The sequence below is a fragment of the Bacillus sp. FCW2 genome, assembly GCF_021228595.1.
Taxonomy (GTDB): Bacteria; Bacillota; Bacilli; order Bacillales; family Bacillaceae; genus Bacillus; species Bacillus velezensis.
Genome location: NZ_CP089436.1, coordinates 1,675,440 through 1,690,702 on the forward strand (window position 1 = coordinate 1,675,440; position 15,263 = coordinate 1,690,702).

Annotated in this window: 22 protein-coding genes and 1 other RNA gene; 16 read left to right on the plus strand and 7 right to left on the minus strand. The window is 43.1% G+C overall.

All coding sequences use genetic code 11. The features are described from left to right. Positions 1-21 precede the first annotated feature (21 nt). Both K3G25_RS08820 and K3G25_RS08825 read right to left on the minus strand, forming a co-directional pair. On the minus strand, positions 22-255 hold the full coding sequence (locus K3G25_RS08820; RefSeq protein WP_003153785.1) for a hypothetical protein: 234 nt from the start codon (positions 253-255) through the stop codon (positions 22-24). Further along, the gene (locus K3G25_RS08825) at positions 252-524 is read right to left on the minus strand and encodes a hypothetical protein (RefSeq protein ID WP_014418114.1); all 273 of its coding nucleotides are present in this window, start codon (positions 522-524) and stop codon (positions 252-254) included. The genes K3G25_RS08820 and K3G25_RS08825 overlap by 4 nt, the downstream gene beginning before the upstream one ends. Before the next feature lie 70 nt (positions 525-594). Here K3G25_RS08825 and K3G25_RS08830 point away from each other — a divergent pair, with 70 nt between their 5' ends. Next, a complete protein-coding gene (locus tag K3G25_RS08830; RefSeq protein ID WP_003153787.1) occupies positions 595-1,077 on the plus strand; it encodes an Hsp20/alpha crystallin family protein in 483 nt (160 codons plus the stop codon). Here the strand turns inward: K3G25_RS08830 and K3G25_RS08835 are convergent. Then, positions 1,064-1,297 (minus strand): hypothetical protein, encoded by a 234-nt coding sequence (locus tag K3G25_RS08835; RefSeq protein ID WP_014418113.1) that lies wholly within the window; start codon positions 1,295-1,297, stop codon positions 1,064-1,066. The genes K3G25_RS08830 and K3G25_RS08835 overlap by 14 nt on opposite strands. A 92-nt stretch (positions 1,298-1,389) precedes the next feature. Between K3G25_RS08835 and gerPC the strand changes: the two genes are divergently transcribed. The 7 genes from gerPC (at position 1,390) to K3G25_RS08870 (ending at position 7,067) form a co-directional block, all read left to right on the plus strand. Then, positions 1,390-1,770: a spore germination protein GerPC gene (gene gerPC, locus K3G25_RS08840; RefSeq protein ID WP_014418112.1), complete on the plus strand. Its 381-nt coding sequence runs from the start codon at positions 1,390-1,392 to the stop codon at positions 1,768-1,770. Between the two features lie 82 nt (positions 1,771-1,852). Beyond that, the gene (locus K3G25_RS08845) at positions 1,853-2,344 is read left to right on the plus strand and encodes a TraR/DksA family transcriptional regulator (protein ID WP_017417961.1); all 492 of its coding nucleotides are present in this window, start codon (positions 1,853-1,855) and stop codon (positions 2,342-2,344) included. A 144-nt stretch (positions 2,345-2,488) separates the two neighbouring features. Next, positions 2,489-3,115, plus strand: a complete 627-nt coding sequence (locus K3G25_RS08850; RefSeq protein ID WP_003153791.1) for an FMN-dependent NADH-azoreductase — start codon at positions 2,489-2,491, stop codon at positions 3,113-3,115. 215 nt (positions 3,116-3,330) lie between these two features. Continuing rightward, positions 3,331-3,516: non-coding RNA, 6S RNA (ssrS, locus tag K3G25_RS08855), on the plus strand. A gap of 107 nt (positions 3,517-3,623) precedes the next feature. Beyond that, the gene (recQ, locus tag K3G25_RS08860) at positions 3,624-5,402 is read left to right on the plus strand and encodes a DNA helicase RecQ (protein ID WP_061862280.1); all 1,779 of its coding nucleotides are present in this window, start codon (positions 3,624-3,626) and stop codon (positions 5,400-5,402) included. Positions 5,403-5,637: 235 nt separating this feature from the next. Further along, on the plus strand, positions 5,638-6,507 hold the full coding sequence (locus K3G25_RS08865) for a 3D domain-containing protein (RefSeq protein WP_007407985.1): 870 nt from the start codon (positions 5,638-5,640) through the stop codon (positions 6,505-6,507). Positions 6,508-6,674: 167 nt separating this feature from the next. Next, positions 6,675-7,067, plus strand: a complete 393-nt coding sequence (locus K3G25_RS08870) for a hypothetical protein (protein ID WP_017417958.1) — start codon at positions 6,675-6,677, stop codon at positions 7,065-7,067. 31 nt (positions 7,068-7,098) lie between these two features. Here K3G25_RS08870 and K3G25_RS08875 read toward each other — a convergent pair whose 3' ends face one another. Together K3G25_RS08875 and K3G25_RS08880 are read right to left on the minus strand one after the other, a co-directional pair. After that, a complete protein-coding gene (locus K3G25_RS08875) occupies positions 7,099-8,076 on the minus strand; it encodes a S66 family peptidase (protein ID WP_232489681.1) in 978 nt (325 codons plus the stop codon). 65 nt (positions 8,077-8,141) lie between these two features. After that, a complete protein-coding gene (locus K3G25_RS08880) occupies positions 8,142-8,645 on the minus strand; it encodes an N-acetyltransferase (protein WP_014418107.1) in 504 nt (167 codons plus the stop codon). Positions 8,646-8,833: 188 nt separating this feature from the next. On the opposite strand from K3G25_RS08880, the gene K3G25_RS08885 reads away from it, so the two are divergent. Both K3G25_RS08885 and K3G25_RS08890 read left to right on the plus strand, forming a co-directional pair. Further along, positions 8,834-9,616: a VLRF1 family aeRF1-type release factor gene (locus K3G25_RS08885; RefSeq protein ID WP_017417957.1), complete on the plus strand. Its 783-nt coding sequence runs from the start codon at positions 8,834-8,836 to the stop codon at positions 9,614-9,616. A gap of 144 nt (positions 9,617-9,760) precedes the next feature. Then, positions 9,761-10,297 (plus strand): DUF420 domain-containing protein, encoded by a 537-nt coding sequence (locus K3G25_RS08890; protein WP_007611945.1) that lies wholly within the window; start codon positions 9,761-9,763, stop codon positions 10,295-10,297. 64 nt (positions 10,298-10,361) lie between these two features. Here the strand turns inward: K3G25_RS08890 and K3G25_RS08895 are convergent, their stop codons facing one another. After that, positions 10,362-11,027 carry a lysozyme family protein gene (locus K3G25_RS08895; RefSeq protein ID WP_017417956.1) on the minus strand — a complete coding sequence of 222 codons (666 nt, stop codon included), beginning with the start codon at positions 11,025-11,027 and terminating at the stop codon, positions 10,362-10,364. A 191-nt stretch (positions 11,028-11,218) separates the two neighbouring features. Here K3G25_RS08895 and czrA point away from each other — a divergent pair, with 191 nt between their 5' ends. Next, positions 11,219-11,551 carry a Zn(II)-responsive metalloregulatory transcriptional repressor CzrA gene (czrA, locus tag K3G25_RS08900; RefSeq protein WP_007407993.1) on the plus strand — a complete coding sequence of 111 codons (333 nt, stop codon included), beginning with the start codon at positions 11,219-11,221 and terminating at the stop codon, positions 11,549-11,551. 29 nt (positions 11,552-11,580) lie between these two features. Here czrA and K3G25_RS08905 read toward each other — a convergent pair whose 3' ends face one another. Continuing rightward, positions 11,581-12,102, minus strand: a complete 522-nt coding sequence (locus tag K3G25_RS08905; RefSeq protein WP_007407994.1) for a CcdC protein domain-containing protein — start codon at positions 12,100-12,102, stop codon at positions 11,581-11,583. Positions 12,103-12,326: 224 nt separating this feature from the next. On the opposite strand from K3G25_RS08905, the gene K3G25_RS08910 reads away from it, so the two are divergent. The 5 genes from K3G25_RS08910 to K3G25_RS08930 form a co-directional block, all read left to right on the plus strand. Continuing rightward, positions 12,327-13,046: an MBL fold metallo-hydrolase gene (locus K3G25_RS08910; RefSeq protein ID WP_012117735.1), complete on the plus strand. Its 720-nt coding sequence runs from the start codon at positions 12,327-12,329 to the stop codon at positions 13,044-13,046. Beyond that, a complete protein-coding gene (locus K3G25_RS08915; RefSeq protein WP_094295943.1) occupies positions 13,046-13,612 on the plus strand; it encodes a TetR/AcrR family transcriptional regulator in 567 nt (188 codons plus the stop codon). Before K3G25_RS08910 ends, K3G25_RS08915 begins: the two co-directional genes overlap by 1 nt. 35 nt (positions 13,613-13,647) lie before the next feature. Then, positions 13,648-14,358: an AraC family transcriptional regulator gene (locus K3G25_RS08920; RefSeq protein ID WP_017417954.1), complete on the plus strand. Its 711-nt coding sequence runs from the start codon at positions 13,648-13,650 to the stop codon at positions 14,356-14,358. A gap of 68 nt (positions 14,359-14,426) precedes the next feature. Further along, positions 14,427-14,759, plus strand: a complete 333-nt coding sequence (gene csaA, locus K3G25_RS08925; protein WP_007611940.1) for a chaperone CsaA — start codon at positions 14,427-14,429, stop codon at positions 14,757-14,759. Between the two features lie 330 nt (positions 14,760-15,089). Then, positions 15,090-15,263 (plus strand): T7SS effector LXG polymorphic toxin (locus K3G25_RS08930; protein WP_269770609.1); only part of this gene is annotated, 174 nt, incomplete at its 3' end.

A 15,263-nucleotide genomic window follows, 5' to 3' on the forward strand; every position in this document is an offset into this window, starting at 1 on the left:
TGCATGCGGATGGCCTTTTTATTATATAATGCTTGTTTTTCCGGAGTTCGAATCAATGAGATCCGGATCAGCAATAGAACTGATGGGGATATAAATCGGCGCCAAATCACCATTTTCTTCACCGAATCCGTAGTTGATCTTATTGGATAAAAAATAATCGATTTGCTGATACGGGCCGATCGTAATGGAAGAACCGCGGTCGACTGCATTTACTTTAAAGCCCCCTACATTTACCAAAACTGGCGAAAACATCATAATGGGCCTCCTTTTCCGGCAGGGATTTTATCGCATGCAGACTCAAAGGCAGATGGAGAATCAATTTGATCCCGGTCATCCACTTTGCCGTTCGTGCCGATGAAGCCGCTTGCATCTCCGAAGTTCTGTCCGTATCCCTGATTCTTTTTATCAGAATTCTGCCATTCCGCCAGTAAATTTTGTCCGACATTCACCGCTGAAGCATTTTCAAAGGAATTAATTTTCAACATGAAAATATTAATATTGATATATGGAGTTGGTTGAACCACAGGCAAACCTCCTTTAATACAGGTGTATGCCGGCTGTTATGACCGTATGCTTAGACAGGGGGCGATAAAAATGGATTTCGATAAGATGAAGCAATGGATGGAAATGGCGCAAAACATGTCCGGCGGCGACTTTTGGAAAAACGTTTTTGATGATGAACAACTGAAATCATTTCAAAACGGCCATTCTCATTTTCCCTTTCAACAGGGAGATGGGCAAATGAGAAGAAATGAGGATGCTTTTCCTCTTATAGATATTGTGGAAACCCATGATGAGCTCCAATTTTTGCTGTATCTGCCCGGCTACCGGAAACAAGATGTTCAGCTGCTGTCCTACGGAGAATATATCGTCGTAAAAGGCACGAGAAAATCCTTTTTTAATGAACAGGATTTTAAACAGAAGACCGGAAAATACGGCGATTTTGAAAAAAAACTCGACCTTCCGCATTCCGCTCAGGGAACGAAGGGAATGCAGGCGGTATTCAAAGACGGGATTTTATATATATCGATTGCTAAACATCTGGGGGATGCAAGCCAGATCATTATCGAAGGCTGATCTTGTTTGCTGTGCCATCTATCAGATCTGAATCATCGATACTCATGATAGGGATGACGACAACGGTGCAATCACCGTTTTGTTCACCGTACCCTTCATTTCTTTTATTGGCTGCTGTGTTTCTCACCATAACGGAAGAGCCGGTGTTAAAAGCTGCTCCGCCGCTGATTCCGTTCATTTTTATATACTCAAAGTTGATAACGGATGGAAAAAACATCATGATTCGCCTCCTTTTTGTATATCATGTTTATATATTCGCAATGCGGGACGCATAGAACTTTCCAAGAGTGACGGGGAAAGAAGTGATTTTCTTTGAAAAAAATAATGAAAGAGATTTTCAAAAAAGTGTGTGAAGAAGAATTAGACCGGCTTAAGAAAGTGGAACAACAGCTTGATGAGCTTCAGGATAAGTGTCATTTTGAGCCGCAAACGGTTGAAGGGGAAAAAACATATGTCCATATTGAGCATGTCAAAGTGGACAAGGTTGAATACAATATTGATTTTGAAAAGCTGAGTATAGAAGAGCTGAGCGGTATGCTGAATATCGGCGCCACTTACCATACACCGGTGCACAGGCTCAAACAAGCCTGCGCTGAAGAATGTCGGGACAACCCGCAAAATGATGCTGCGAAAGAAAAAAGCCAGACAAAGCAGCAGACACCCAATGTCACCATCAGGGGAAGAAAGCATTGACTCCGTTGTTTCAGCCTCCTTTTTCGAGGGTATGTATTAACAGATGCAGCGAAGAATACAGACGAAAAAGGAGATGATGAATATGTCATTATCAAAAGAACAGCAGGACAGCCTTTATCATAAATTAATCGATTTAAAGGAAAGTCTTCAGGGAGAATCAAAAGAAAATCATTCAATGAGCGAAGACACAGGAGAACTGTCGAACGGAGTAGATAATCACTTAGCTGATCACGGAAGCATTTATTTGGACAGGGTCACGAATCAGACGCTGGACGGTGTCGATCAGAATCTTTTAGATGAGGTGCACGCCGCGCTTGAACGAATGGATAAAGGAACATACGGGATTTGCGAGAAAACGGGAAAAGAAATTCCTTATGAAAGACTTGAAGCTGTGCCGTACGCCAGAATGACCGTCGAAGCGCAGCGAGAAACAGAAGGGGATGTGAAAACAGACGCTCCGTCATATGAAAGGGAATTTCACGAGCAGGTGAAAGACCTCTCAAATAAAGAAACCGTTGATCAAAAAAGCTCACAAACTTACGAAATCCTGGATCGCGAGCAGGATTCACAATAATAGCAGCAGGTACATTCATATGTACCTGTTTTTTTATTCCATAAAAAATCTCAGAATCGAAATAAAATCATTGACTTTATATAAAAAAGAAAGTAACATACTATTTGTAAGTAAATATTAAAAGATTACCGGGAGGAATTTAGAATGTCTCAAGTATTATTTGTAAAATCAAGTGATCGTACGGCTGAAGAAGGCGTATCCGTAAAATTATACGAAGCGTTTCTGGCTGCTTATAAAGAAAACAATCCGAATGATGAAGTGATCGAACTTGATCTTCATAAAGAAAACCTTCCTTACCTCGGAAGAGATATGATTAACGGAACATTCAAAGCTTCAAAAGGAATTGAAATGACAGACGAAGAGAAAAAACAAGCGTCAACTGCTGACATTTACTTAAATCAATTCGTCAAAGCTGACAAAGTCGTGTTTGCATTCCCACTTTGGAACTTCACAGTGCCTGCTGTGCTTCATACTTATGTTGATTACCTGTCTCGCGCAGGAGTTACTTTCACATACACGCCTGAAGGCCCTAAAGGTCTGATGGGAGATAAAAAAGTAGCGCTCTTAAACGCACGCGGCGGCGTATATTCTGAAGGACCGATGGCATCTCTTGAAATGTCATTAAACTTCATGAAAACCGTTCTCGGTTTCTGGGGTGTCCAAGATCTTCATACTGTTGTCGTTGAAGGCCATAATGCTGCACCGGATAACGCTCAAGCGATCATTGAAAAAGGACTGCAAGAAGCGAAAGATCTGGCTGCAAAATTCTAATTTCCATTAACTCTTGCGCCCATACAGGGTGTGAGAGTTTTTTATATTATAGAAGAAACTGGCGGCAGCTTTCGATCTGATCTTATATTGATATATTGATATTTTGTCGAAAAAACAATTTTTATGTAGAATAAAGCATTTTTCACAAAGAAAAAAGGTTTTCTGTAAAAGAATTAACCCTCTTGCCAAAATACGACTGATGGTGTAGGATATAAGAGAAGCTACATTGTTCGTATTGTTAATTAAGTTTTAACCTTTAAGCTGTAATAGGGAGTTTTATATCGAAGCCGGAATGTCATGCCTCCATTGCAGAGGACGACAGGAACGCTTCTGCAAACACCCACTTTGAGGAGTGGTGGTTTAAAACTTTCTTACTTGCGTACGGCATACGTAGCGAAAGCCATTTCCCTTGCGGAGATGGCTTTTTATTTTGAATTGCCCTTGAGCAGCGTACTTTATCTGTATGATAAAATGAAAGAATCAAAGACAAAGTGAGGTTTTACAACTTATGCTGGATAAAGCCCAATCCCTTCTGGCGCATTATTTTGGTTACGACAGTCTACGCGCGGGCCAAAAGCAGGCGATACAATCAGTTGCAGAGGAGAGAAAAAACACGGTCTGCATTATGCCGACGGGGGGCGGAAAATCAATCTGCTATCAGATTCCCGCACTGCTGTTTGAAGGAACCACAATCGTTATTTCCCCTCTTATTTCCTTAATGAAAGATCAAGTCGACGCGCTTGAAGAAGCGGGTATCGCGGCAGCTTATATTAACAGCACCCAGACAAGCCGTGACATTCATGAGCGCCTGACCGGTTTGAAACAAGGGGCTTACCGGCTCTTTTACATTACACCGGAGCGTTTGACTTCTTCTGAATTCATTCACATCCTGCAGAATATTACGGTTCCTCTTGTCGCCATTGACGAAGCTCACTGTATATCGCAATGGGGACATGATTTCAGGCCGAGTTACCGGAATATCGAAATCCTTTTTAATGAATTAAAAGAACCGCCCGTCATCATCGCATTAACGGCGACGGCTACGCCTGAGGTTCATGATGATATCTGCAAGCAGCTTCATATTAAGAAAGAACAAACTGTATATACCGGTTTTGCCAGAGAGAATTTAACGTTTAAAGTAGTAAAGGGCGAAAACAAAGACCGGTTTATCGAGCGGTATCTGGAAAAAAATAAACACGAAGCCGGCATTATATATACAGCGACAAGAAAAGAAACCGACCGTTTATATGAGAAATTAAAGCGCAGCGGCATCAATGCCGGCCGTTATCACGGCGGATTGGCGGATGATGACAGAAAAGACCAGCAGGAGCGGTTTCTTAACGATCAGATACAAGTGATGGTAGCTACGTCCGCTTTCGGAATGGGAATCGATAAGAGCAACATCAGGTTCGTTTTGCACGCGCAGATTCCGAAAGATATGGAGAGCTATTACCAGGAAGCCGGACGGGCCGGGCGCGATGGTCTTAACAGCGAGTGTGTGCTCTTATTTTCGCCGCAGGATATTATGGTGCAGCGTTTTTTAATAGACCAATCGGCCGCCGGAGAAGAAAAACAAAAGCAGGATCTCAAAAAACTGAGACAGATGGTGGATTACTGTCATACGGAAGATTGCCTGCAGCGGTTTATTCTGAAGTATTTCGGCGAGAATGAGGCGGAAGCTTGCGAAGCATGCGGCAATTGCACTGATACAAGGACCGCCCATGACGTCACAAAAGAAGCGCAGATGGTATTATCATGCATCATCAGAATGAATGAGCGCTTCGGAAAAACGATGGTGGCGCAGGTGCTTAGCGGCTCAAAAAATAAAAAAGTGCTGGAAAACGGCTTCAGCAGCCTGTCCACTTACGGCATTATGAAGCATCAATCCGCAGCGGAAATCAGTGATTTTATCGAATTCCTTATTTCAGATGAATATATCAGAATGGCGGACGGCACATTTCCGACGCTTATGGTCACCCAAAAAGGCAGGGACGTTCTGCTTGGAAAAAGCGCAGTCTCGAGAAAAGAAGCCTTACAGGCCGCTGCCGTAACTGAAAATGATGAATTATTTGAGCTTCTCCGACGTCTCCGCAAAGAGATTGCAGCTGAACAGGGTGTGCCTCCATTTGTCGTGTTCTCAGATCAGACGTTAAAAGAAATGTCAGCGAAACTTCCGAAAACAGATCAGGATCTTCTTTCCGTAAAAGGGGTCGGGGAACAAAAAAGATTGAAATACGGAGCGGTTTTTTTAGAAGAAATCCGAAATTATGTAAGAGAAACAGAGTGAAAAAAAGTTTTTTTAGAAATTTGCACATTGTGTTTTTCATTGGCGCCGGAAAAATCAGAAGCTTGAAAACCCTTGCTGTATCAAGGTTTCAGCAAGACTTACCAAGCGAGAGAAATGTTTCATGTAAAGGAACTGTAATCTAATTCAAATCGTTTTGTTATTGAACTGACATTTTCATATGTTACGATATCACCTGTTAGCCGCCAATAAAAAGCTAACAAGGGAGGATTTACTTATGAAGAAGACGATTATGTCCTTTGTCGCAGTTGCAGCAATTTCAACAACTGCATTCGGAGCTCACGCTTCTGCTAAAGAAATCACGGTGCAAAAGGGTGACACGCTCTGGGGGATCTCGCAAAAAAACGGAGTGAACCTAAAGGACTTAAAAGAATGGAATCAGTTATCTTCTGATTTAATCATTGAAGGAGAGAAACTGACTATTTCTTCAGTAGAAACAACCACATCTGGGCAGTACACAGTGAAGCAGGGCGACAGCCTCTGGAAAATTGCTCAGAAATTCGGAACATCAGTCGGCAATCTGAAAAGCTTGAATAACTTGCAATCAGATATAATTTACGCAGGCACAACGTTAAATGTGAAAGGTCAGGCTCAGGCTGCACAGCCGGCTCAAGAAGCCAGCCAGCCGCAAACTGAACAAAAACCAGCTGCCGAGACAGAACAGCCGAAACAAGAAGCTGTCAAAAACGAGCAGCCTAAACAAGAACCTGTTCAAGAACAACAACCTAAACAAGAAGCGAAGGCTGTCGAAGCAAAACAGCAGCCTGTTCAATCAAATACAAACCAACAAGAGCCTAAAAAGCAGCTGACAATGACTGCAACTGCTTACTCTGCTAACGACGGCGGCATTTCCGGTGTAACGGCAACCGGTGTTGACTTAAACAAAAACCCTGATGCAAAAGTCATCGCGGTAGACCCTAGTGTCATTCCGCTTGGCTCTAAGGTTTATGTTGAAGGTTACGGAGTGGCAACAGCAGCAGATACAGGCGGCGCAATTAAAGGAAATAAAATTGACGTATTTGTTGCAAAGAAAAGTGACGCTAACAACTGGGGCGTCAGAACAGTAAATGTTAAAGTATTAGACTAGTTTCATATAGAGGTGAAGAACACAAGGCGAAATGCTTGTGTTCTTTTTTTCTTCCCTTTTTTGACTGTATATAATCGTTATATGCGGAAAAAGAAAAAGCGTTTCTCTAATATATTATATAGAAGGAATGGATGTGAAAACGGAATCTGAAGGGGTGTATGAATCTGATGGAGCCGGAATTTATATGTTTATGGAATGCCTTCACAGAATCACCGGTGTTTCAAGCATGTATCTGTACCGCTTTGGCCATTGTGATCGTTATCGGACTGTCTATGCCGGCTGTCAGGCTGTTTCAGGCGCTTGACAGAGGGAGAGGAAGGCCAGCCGTTATTGAAAAGGTGAGACGTACTGGTGTGATGAAGAATGGCAGGCACGAGCTTGTGCTTATTTTAAACGTAAAAAACCAAGACGGAACGCATGATAAACGTGAACTGACACATGCCGTATATAATGAAGAGATCAGCCGTTTTTATGAAGGAGCTTCCGTATGGGTGACGGCAGCGGCTGGCGGACGAATTATGATCGCTCCGCGCACGCCGCGGCATAAGGCGTCAAAATAAAAAGACGGGGCGGTTTTCCCGTCTTTATGTATTAATGCCGATCGATCCATATTCTTACGCCTTCTGAGCCGGCTTCTATTCTGCATGTTCCTCCGATCGGGAATGTCATCAAAGGGGAGGTATGGCCGAAATCAGCATTTGCGATAACAGGCGTGGATGACAGTTCTTCTTTTGTACGGATGACGGCACGCAGAGCCTCCTCAGACACATTTGAAGCATGCTGGAAACGTCCGATGACAATTCCCTTCACAGCTGAAAAAGCGGGAAGGTGGATGAGTGACTGCAAATCCCGGTCAAACATATGAATGTCCGACATATGATCATCTTCTATAAACAGAATCACTTGTTCCATCTCCGGAAAGTATTCGGTGCCCTGCAGAAGATTCAGCGTGCATAGATTTCCTCCGATCAGTGTTCCTTCCGCATATCCGGGTTGAATAACGAGCGGTCCCGGATTCCGATAAAAACGTCTGTCCTCCTGGTTCAAATACCATTTATCATCACTCCACTCGGATGAAGGCTTTATCTCATACGGGTTGTCAGAAGCACAGCAGGCCAAGAAAGAGTTAATCGTATAGTCCAGCCCTTTTTTCATGGCAAATGAAGAAAAATGGGGACCGGAATATGTAATAAGGCCGGTTTTTTGATATATGGCATGACCGAGAGCGGTAATATCTGAATAGCCGCAAAGGATTTTCGGATGCCGCTTGATGTTTTCATAATCAAGATAGCGAAGCAGCTGATTTGATTGGAACCCGCCGAGTGTCGTCAAAATCGCTTTGATGTCAGGATCAGCGAAAGCTTCGTGCAGATCCTGTACACGCGATTCAATGGATGATGAATCAAATTCATTTATTTCTTTCGCATGCTCTGAAAAAGAGACACGAAAGCCGAGCTCCTCCAATTTTGACTTTGCGGCATTTATATTTTCATCTGACATAACGGACATGCTTGTGGCCGGAGACACAATACGAATGCCGTCACCTTTTTTCAATTTTTCCGGATACAAAAAAAACCCTCCTTATATGGTTTAATCTATTACACCATATAAAAGAGGGTTTCTCTATTATTTTTTTACAAGTCGACCCATTTAATGCCGCCTGATTGCGTATCATTGTCAATCCAGACATCAAAGTGATGCTTTTCATAAAAATGAACGAGTCTGTCGACATGATCCCAATCACGCTTAGCGATGTCGCCCGTCACTTTCGGGATATTCTGCTCTCTGGCGATATGTTTTAAAAATTTCATGCAGATCGAGCCGTAGCCGTGGTTCGGCGGGCCTTTAATGTCTCCGATATGAATGGCATTGTCATAATAAGAGGCGATCAGTGAAAAACAGCCTCTTCCCCGGTAGGCTGATTCACAATCAGTCAGCATAATCTTACATGTTTGGCCATCATCAATCGAGGAAACAATGATCCAATCGTCATTGTTCGATTGATCAATACCAAGCACTCGCGCGTCTTTTGATACATCTATCAGATTTTCCCGCATTCTGAAAATCTGAAATTCAAGTTTATGAAGCTCTTTTTCCAGCTCTTTCTGATCTCTTTCTTCTGCAGTAAACAAAATCATACTCCTTTCACAGCGTAAAAGTCTTAGTTAAACACAAGTATCCATTGTAGTAAATGATGTCTTGGTTTGTAAATGGGTTTTGCAAAAACTTTTTTAGAAAAGTCTGCCGTTTATATGTGGATTGACGTTTTTAAGGCGGTGCGGATAGGGAAAGGAACAGTGAGCAGCGGAAAAAGGAGGAATCTATAATGGCAATTGACTCACTCATCGGCAAATTGAAGTACGTAATGACGGAATCTCCTGATAAAATGCTTTCCTTATATGTAAATACGGATATGAGAAATCCGGATCAGCAGGGGGGAGAGTGGAAAATCGCCTTGAAAACCGGTTTTCGGAGATTAAAAGAGTATCTGTCTGCCAGTGATCCGGAAGAAGAAAAATCTCTCGTCCGCATCATGGAACGTGTCTATCAATATATCGATGGGCTTGGTAAAGAGATGCCGCGAAGTCTCGTATTTTTTGCATCGGGAGAAGGCGGTATTTGGGAGACGATTGAATTGCAGGTGCCTGTCGAAACACGATTTTATTGGGAAGAAACGGCTGTCCTTGATCAATTAGAACTTCTCCGTGAACAATTTCCGAGCACGGCTTTTATTCTCACCCAGCAGAATGAAGTGAAGATCATAGAAACCGTACTCGGAAAAATTGAAGGGGTGGAGCATTATCAATACGACGTCATCAATGAATCGTGGAAACCGCAGGATGTAAGCGGAAGCTCCGCCTCAATGGACGAAGACGCCGCCAAAGCCCACGTCGAAGAAAACCAAAACAGGCTGTATAAACGATTGGCTTCAAATCTTGATCAAAAGGCCGCTTCACACCAATGGGAGCGTCTCGTAATCGCAGGGGACAAAGAAACAGCCGATATTCTCGATCAGCATATGAATAAACCGATAGATCGGATCATTCCAAAAAATCTGTTGAATGAAAACGAACATAAGGTGATAGAAGAACTGTTGAAGGAAGCATAATATGACGAAAGGCCGGGTCTCAAACACCCGGTCTTTTTAGGGCTTAAGTTTGTCTAATTTCTGACGAAGCGGACGAAACCGTTGACATCAAAGCTGAATTCTCATACCATTTGGATAGTCAGTAAAATTGAGAGAGGTCATAAGATGAATCAGACAGAAAACAAACCTAAAAGTTATACCGGTATCGTGCTGACATTGACCGTTCTGATCAACGGGTTAATTGCGGTGCTGTTTTTTATGCCGAAATCGGGACAGGTCAGCATTGCCAATATTCATATTCTGCCGATGTTAAATGCCATTTTTAACAGCTTTACTTTTATCTTTTTGCTGGCAGCGCTCTTTATGATTAAGCAAAAAAACATTCAAGCGCATAAACGTTTTATTTTAGCGGCGTTTACGACGACTTTGCTGTTTTTGATCTGCTATGTCGTGTACCACTCGATAGCTGAGAATACTTTATTCGGCGGCCACGGCATCATGCGCGGGATTTACTTCTTTATTTTAATTACGCATATTTGCCTTTCCTTCATCATCGTGCCGCTTGCGCTGTTTACGCTGATCAGAGGATTCAGTATGCAGGTGGAGCGCCACAAAAAAATCGCGAGATGGACGATGCCGCTCTGGCTGTATGTCAGTCTGACGGGTGTCATTGTATACTTAATGATATCGCCGTATTATTAAAAAAAGCCGTGCTCTGCGCGGCTTTTTTCTATTGATTGAAAAAGGCGCCTCATCAGGGCGCCTTTTACTCTTCAAGCGTTTCAAGTGTTGTTACATTTAAGGATTGTTCAACGGTTTTTGTTTTTGCTTTTACTTTTTCTGCGTACGTGTAATCACCATAGCAGTAGGGATAACGGAAATTGTCTTTGTTCCCTCCGCAAGTGTAAAGTTTCGGATTCTTTTTGACCTGCTGCTCGGAGTATTGTTTTGCCAGTTCCTCAGTATGCGATCCTCCATGTTCAGCCACAAAATCAATATAGCCGGCTCCCATGTTGTAGCTTTGTATAATCGTATCCAAGTCTACGCCTTTTTTCTTGCCTGTTTGGTACATGAGAGTGAATTGTTTGATTCCCTGTTTGATACTGGTTTGAGGGTTTTTAATCTCATTTCGCTTTAAACCCAGAGATTCTGAAGACTGCATGGGATCATTTCCTCTTCCTTTTGACTCCTGATATATCATGCCGAGTACAAGCGATGTATATTTGGTGAGTCCTTTTTCATCCAGCTCGTCTTCAACAAGCGGTTTGTAATCTGTCAGCCGTTCAAGGACGATCGGTTTGACATCAAACGGAAGACTTTTGAGCAATTCATTATTTGAAAATAACAGAATGAGGAAGAAGGAAACCATGACAAAAACACATATCATCATAAGACCCGCGGCAGCGAAACAGCCTTTTTTCTTTTTCTCCACTGTGTTTCACCCTCAATTTCAGGAGCATTATGACTTTTTCATTATGACACAGATGAATGCGCGAAACCAAGCGGAAACCCGTATTTGAAACATAAATTTAAAATAACGGTTCTTTTGTCAGGCGCAGGATGTATCTGCATCAATTGACATTTGGTATAATTGGGCTACTTGAGAAAAGAAGGGTGAGGTATATGACTGAATTTCACGAATCCGGAAACACGAATGACCCCGCTGTCGATTTAGATGAGGAAACTTTATTTTTGGTTGCCCAGACTTTTAAGGCGCTGTCTGATCCGACCAGAATCAGAATTCTCCATTTGCTGTCACAGGGTGAGCACGCGGTAAATGATATCGCAGAAAAGCTGAATTTGCTGCAGTCTACCGTTTCTCATCAGCTGCGTTTTCTTAAAAATCTGCGCCTCGTCAAATCACGCAGAGAAGGAACATCCATCTATTATTCTCCTGAGGATGAACATGTGTTAGATGTGCTTCAGCAAATGATTCACCATACGCGGCACGATTAAAAAACATCCCTGCTTTTTAGACAGAGATGTCAGCCGTACTGACTGTTATTGGTTTGGTCTCTGCTCGTTTTTAAAACATAAAAAGAGAAGCCGCTGTAATACACTGCGATGAAATAAAAGATACTGATGGTCAGCGGATCGGCCCCGACCGTTTGGCTGTATGCCTCCGGATGGGTAAAGTCCGCTGTGACCCGGTAAATTTCAATAACGCGATAAACAAATCTCGATAGGAATAACGTTAATAGAATAAGTTCAATCCACAGGTGAGTGCGAAAATACATTTTTCCGCGGCGTTCTTCAAAAGAAATGTTCCGTTTGGCAAACAGGACCAGAAGCCAGCCGCAAAAAGTGCCGAATATAAGATGGCCGTATAAAGCCGGGTGTGTGATGCTGAAAAACGCCAGAGCTGCGGCCAGCAATGAAAACAAAATCATTCTGGTATAAAGCCAGCGGGGTTTCAAAGGCTGAAAGCCGACGGACCGTTTCACCTTTTTATACAGGAAAAAGGCAATCATTAAGACAGGGCAGATGCTTTGAAGTGTGATATGCATGGTGTGGAACTCCCCCTCCGTTGAGTAGTGTATGCTTATCCGGCTAGTTTTAGTAGTCTGATTTATTCGCAGGCTGAAAGCATCTTTTATCACAGTATGCGCGTTTCTTTTTTTTGCATAAGAGAAGCGCCCGCGCCTTTTTCAGGATTTAAACAGAAAACTCTTGATAAACTAACAGTATTAGTTATAATAAAACTAATGATATTAGTTTTAGGGGGATGTTGATGAGAATCTTACAATACGGAAGTGTTTGGCAGCTGACTTTTTTTCCAGCGCTTTTCCCGGTGAATTGTTATTTGGTTGAAGAAGAAGAAGGAGTAACCCTGATTGACGCCGGACTGCCTAACAGTCATAAAGGAATCAAGCAAGCATTGCGGCAGCTTGGGAAGCCGCTGAATGACATATTACTCACCCACGCGCACGGGGATCACATCGGTTCGCTTGACTCATTAGCTGCGGAATTTCCGGATGCTTCCGTCTGTATTTCTGAGCGGGATTCTTTCTTGCTGAAAGGTGACACTTCTTTATTTGAGCATGAAGCACAAACGCCGATAAAGGGGGGAGTGCCGAAAAATGTTCAGACCGAACCTGATCGCCTGCTGAAAGGCGGCGAGCGGATCGGATCTTTACTTGTCATTCCCGCTCCCGGTCATACGCCGGGAAGCCTCGCTTTTAAAGATATGAGAAATGATATGCTGATCGTCGGAGATGCCTTTCAAGTACGGGGCGGCCTTGCTGTTTCTGGGAAGCTGAAATGGAAATTTCCGTTTCCGGCTTTTGCTACGTGGAATAAAGAAGAAGCTGTAAAAACAGCAAGAACGCTTATCGCTCATCAACCAAGCAGTCTGGCCGCCGGACATGGAAATGTTCTCTGCAATCCCGTTGAAATGATGGCTGAGGCTGTTGAGGAAGCCGAACGAAGCCTGCCGGGAGGCCGATCATAATGTCACCGAGAGTCGGAATGAGCCTTGACATGATATTGAGAGCCGCAGCAGGCATCGCTGACGAAAAAGGGCTGAACGAAGTGACGCTTGCGGCTGTTGCAAAGTCCTTAAACGTAAAACCGCCTTCCCTTTACAATTTTGTCAATGGCCTTCAAGGAATTAAAACAGAGCTGGCTATCTCCGGTTTAACTATGTTATATGAAAGAATGGCGGCCTCTGCAGAAGGACTGACGGGTGAAACGGCTTTGCTTGCTCTTGCCGATGCCTATATCAATTTCGCCGAAGCCAATCCCGGATTATATGACGCAACATTTCAAAAGATAAAAGACGGCCGGATTGAGAATCTGTCAAGCCTGCTTGTAGAGCTTGTTGTCAGGCAGCTGACAGCGAACGGTTATGCACAGTCTGACACTGCGATTCATGCTGCGAGAGGACTGAGGAGCCTTCTTCACGGATTTGCCGTGTTGAGAAAACAGAGTGCATTTGAATTAACCGAATCAATTAAGGAAAGCCGGAAGTTTGCAGTTGTTGCTTTCCTAAGAGGTTTGCAGGAGAGGGAACAATAATATTGTTATGTAAACTAAATAAAAAGGAGGGACAAATGGATTCATTACAACATATCATTTGTGAGCGGCGCACCTATTCACATATTTTTGATTCTCATGCACACACATACTGCCAAATGCTTTTTCCGCTCGAAGGACAGCTGGACCTGGAGACAGAAAGACGTGAAATCAGATTAAAACCTGATCAAATGCTGTATATTCCGCCCGGGTATGAACATCGGTTCCGTTCTTTGGAGCGAAATGAATGTCTCGTTCTCGACATACCGGCATTTTTTTTCAAAGGTTCCTTTGACCCCGGCGTTCTGAATAAGCTTGATCCTTTTTGGACATCGATTCGGTTTCTGCTGACAGAAGAGACAAAGCAGCAGTCGGCTCATTCATTGAGTCTGCTTGCAGAATATATTGCTGGAAAGATACAAGAAAACCGTACGAATAATTCAATTGCGTATATCCGCCGAAATCTCTCAAAGACTTTTACAATTAAAGAGCTCGCCGCAATGGAACATTACCACCCGGCGTATTATTCCGACTGGTTTAAAAAGCAGACGGGAAAAAGCCCGCAAGCTTATATTGCTGAGCTCCGTATGAAGAAAGCGGAACAAATGCTTATTGAAACAAAATGCCGGCTGACAGACATCAGTCAGGAGGTCGGCTTTCAAAATTTGTCTTCCTTCACCAGATGGTTTGTCAGACATAAGGGAATAACGCCGCGCGTCTTCCGAAACACCTTTCAATCTGATAAATAATCCTGAAAATCGGTTAAATAAACTGCTTCTTTTTTTGGTATCATGATTGTAAAAAAGGAGTTTTTGATATGGCAGTCATCGAAGATTTTATCAAGCTTGATCTTAGAATAGGAACGGTCGTAAAAGCGGAAGTATTCCCGGAAGCAAAGGTGCCGGCCATTAAGATGACAATAGATTTCGGCGAAGAGATCGGCATGAAACAATCAAGCGCCCAGATTACAAAACGGTACGAACCGGGTGATCTGACGGGCAGACAGGTTACCGCTATTGTCAACTTTCCGCCGCGGCGGATCGCCGGATTTAAGTCAGAAGTTCTCGTTCTCGGCGGCATCCCGGAAAAAGGAGATGTTGTCCTGCTTACGCCAGAGCAGACAGTACCGAACGGAACGAAAATCGGATAATAAAAAAAGACGTTTGCAGAAGCAAACGTCTTTTGCGTATTGAGGCGATACACCACACGCCACATTCGTGTGTGCCGCAAGGGCATGTGCATCGGCTTACACAATTCAGCTCATCGCTATATCAATATAGCATGGCGGGTGTGGAAATGCAAGAGATTTTTCAACATATGTTATATTTGGCTTTGTTTTGCCGATCCCAGATTCCTTCGTGTAAGGTTTTGTTTGAAATTTTATGATCTTAAATAAAGCAGTTCGACAAATGCAAGAGATTCATCTAATCTTATATCCTATGGTAAAATTTAGACAGATAGAAGCGGAAAGGAGACGTAAATGAAAGTATTTGAAGCAGCCTCGTTCATTTCAGCCGCAGAAAAGCGGGCTAAACAATACGATCAGATTAGAGAACAATTTATCAATCTCAGAAAAGCGTTTCAGGGAATGGCTGACTTAGACGACAGTGAGTTTTCAGGCAAAGGCGCCGACAATATCAAAGCCTTTTTCCAG

What these genes read in the sequence shown, in the direction of transcription:
- K3G25_RS08820 (WP_003153785.1), bottom strand. Translation starts at nt 255, where the DNA reads ATGATGTTTTCGCCAGTTTTGGTAAATGTAGGGGGCTTTAAAGTAAAT.
- K3G25_RS08830 (WP_003153787.1), top strand. Translation starts at nt 595, where the DNA reads ATGGATTTCGATAAGATGAAGCAATGGATGGAAATGGCGCAAAACATG.
- K3G25_RS08835 (WP_014418113.1), bottom strand. Translation starts at nt 1,297, where the DNA reads ATGATGTTTTTTCCATCCGTTATCAACTTTGAGTATATAAAAATGAAC.
- K3G25_RS08845 (WP_017417961.1), top strand. Translation starts at nt 1,853, where the DNA reads ATGTCATTATCAAAAGAACAGCAGGACAGCCTTTATCATAAATTAATC.
- K3G25_RS08850 (WP_003153791.1), top strand. Translation starts at nt 2,489, where the DNA reads ATGTCTCAAGTATTATTTGTAAAATCAAGTGATCGTACGGCTGAAGAA.
- recQ (WP_061862280.1), top strand. Translation starts at nt 3,624, where the DNA reads ATGCTGGATAAAGCCCAATCCCTTCTGGCGCATTATTTTGGTTACGAC.
- K3G25_RS08865 (WP_007407985.1), top strand. Translation starts at nt 5,638, where the DNA reads ATGAAGAAGACGATTATGTCCTTTGTCGCAGTTGCAGCAATTTCAACA.
- K3G25_RS08870 (WP_017417958.1), top strand. Translation starts at nt 6,675, where the DNA reads ATGGAGCCGGAATTTATATGTTTATGGAATGCCTTCACAGAATCACCG.
- K3G25_RS08880 (WP_014418107.1), bottom strand. Translation starts at nt 8,645, where the DNA reads ATGATTTTGTTTACTGCAGAAGAAAGAGATCAGAAAGAGCTGGAAAAA.
- K3G25_RS08885 (WP_017417957.1), top strand. Translation starts at nt 8,834, where the DNA reads ATGGCAATTGACTCACTCATCGGCAAATTGAAGTACGTAATGACGGAA.
- K3G25_RS08890 (WP_007611945.1), top strand. Translation starts at nt 9,761, where the DNA reads ATGAATCAGACAGAAAACAAACCTAAAAGTTATACCGGTATCGTGCTG.
- czrA (WP_007407993.1), top strand. Translation starts at nt 11,219, where the DNA reads ATGACTGAATTTCACGAATCCGGAAACACGAATGACCCCGCTGTCGAT.
- K3G25_RS08905 (WP_007407994.1), bottom strand. Translation starts at nt 12,102, where the DNA reads ATGCATATCACACTTCAAAGCATCTGCCCTGTCTTAATGATTGCCTTT.
- K3G25_RS08910 (WP_012117735.1), top strand. Translation starts at nt 12,327, where the DNA reads ATGAGAATCTTACAATACGGAAGTGTTTGGCAGCTGACTTTTTTTCCA.
- K3G25_RS08915 (WP_094295943.1), top strand. Translation starts at nt 13,046, where the DNA reads ATGTCACCGAGAGTCGGAATGAGCCTTGACATGATATTGAGAGCCGCA.
- K3G25_RS08920 (WP_017417954.1), top strand. Translation starts at nt 13,648, where the DNA reads ATGGATTCATTACAACATATCATTTGTGAGCGGCGCACCTATTCACAT.
- csaA (WP_007611940.1), top strand. Translation starts at nt 14,427, where the DNA reads ATGGCAGTCATCGAAGATTTTATCAAGCTTGATCTTAGAATAGGAACG.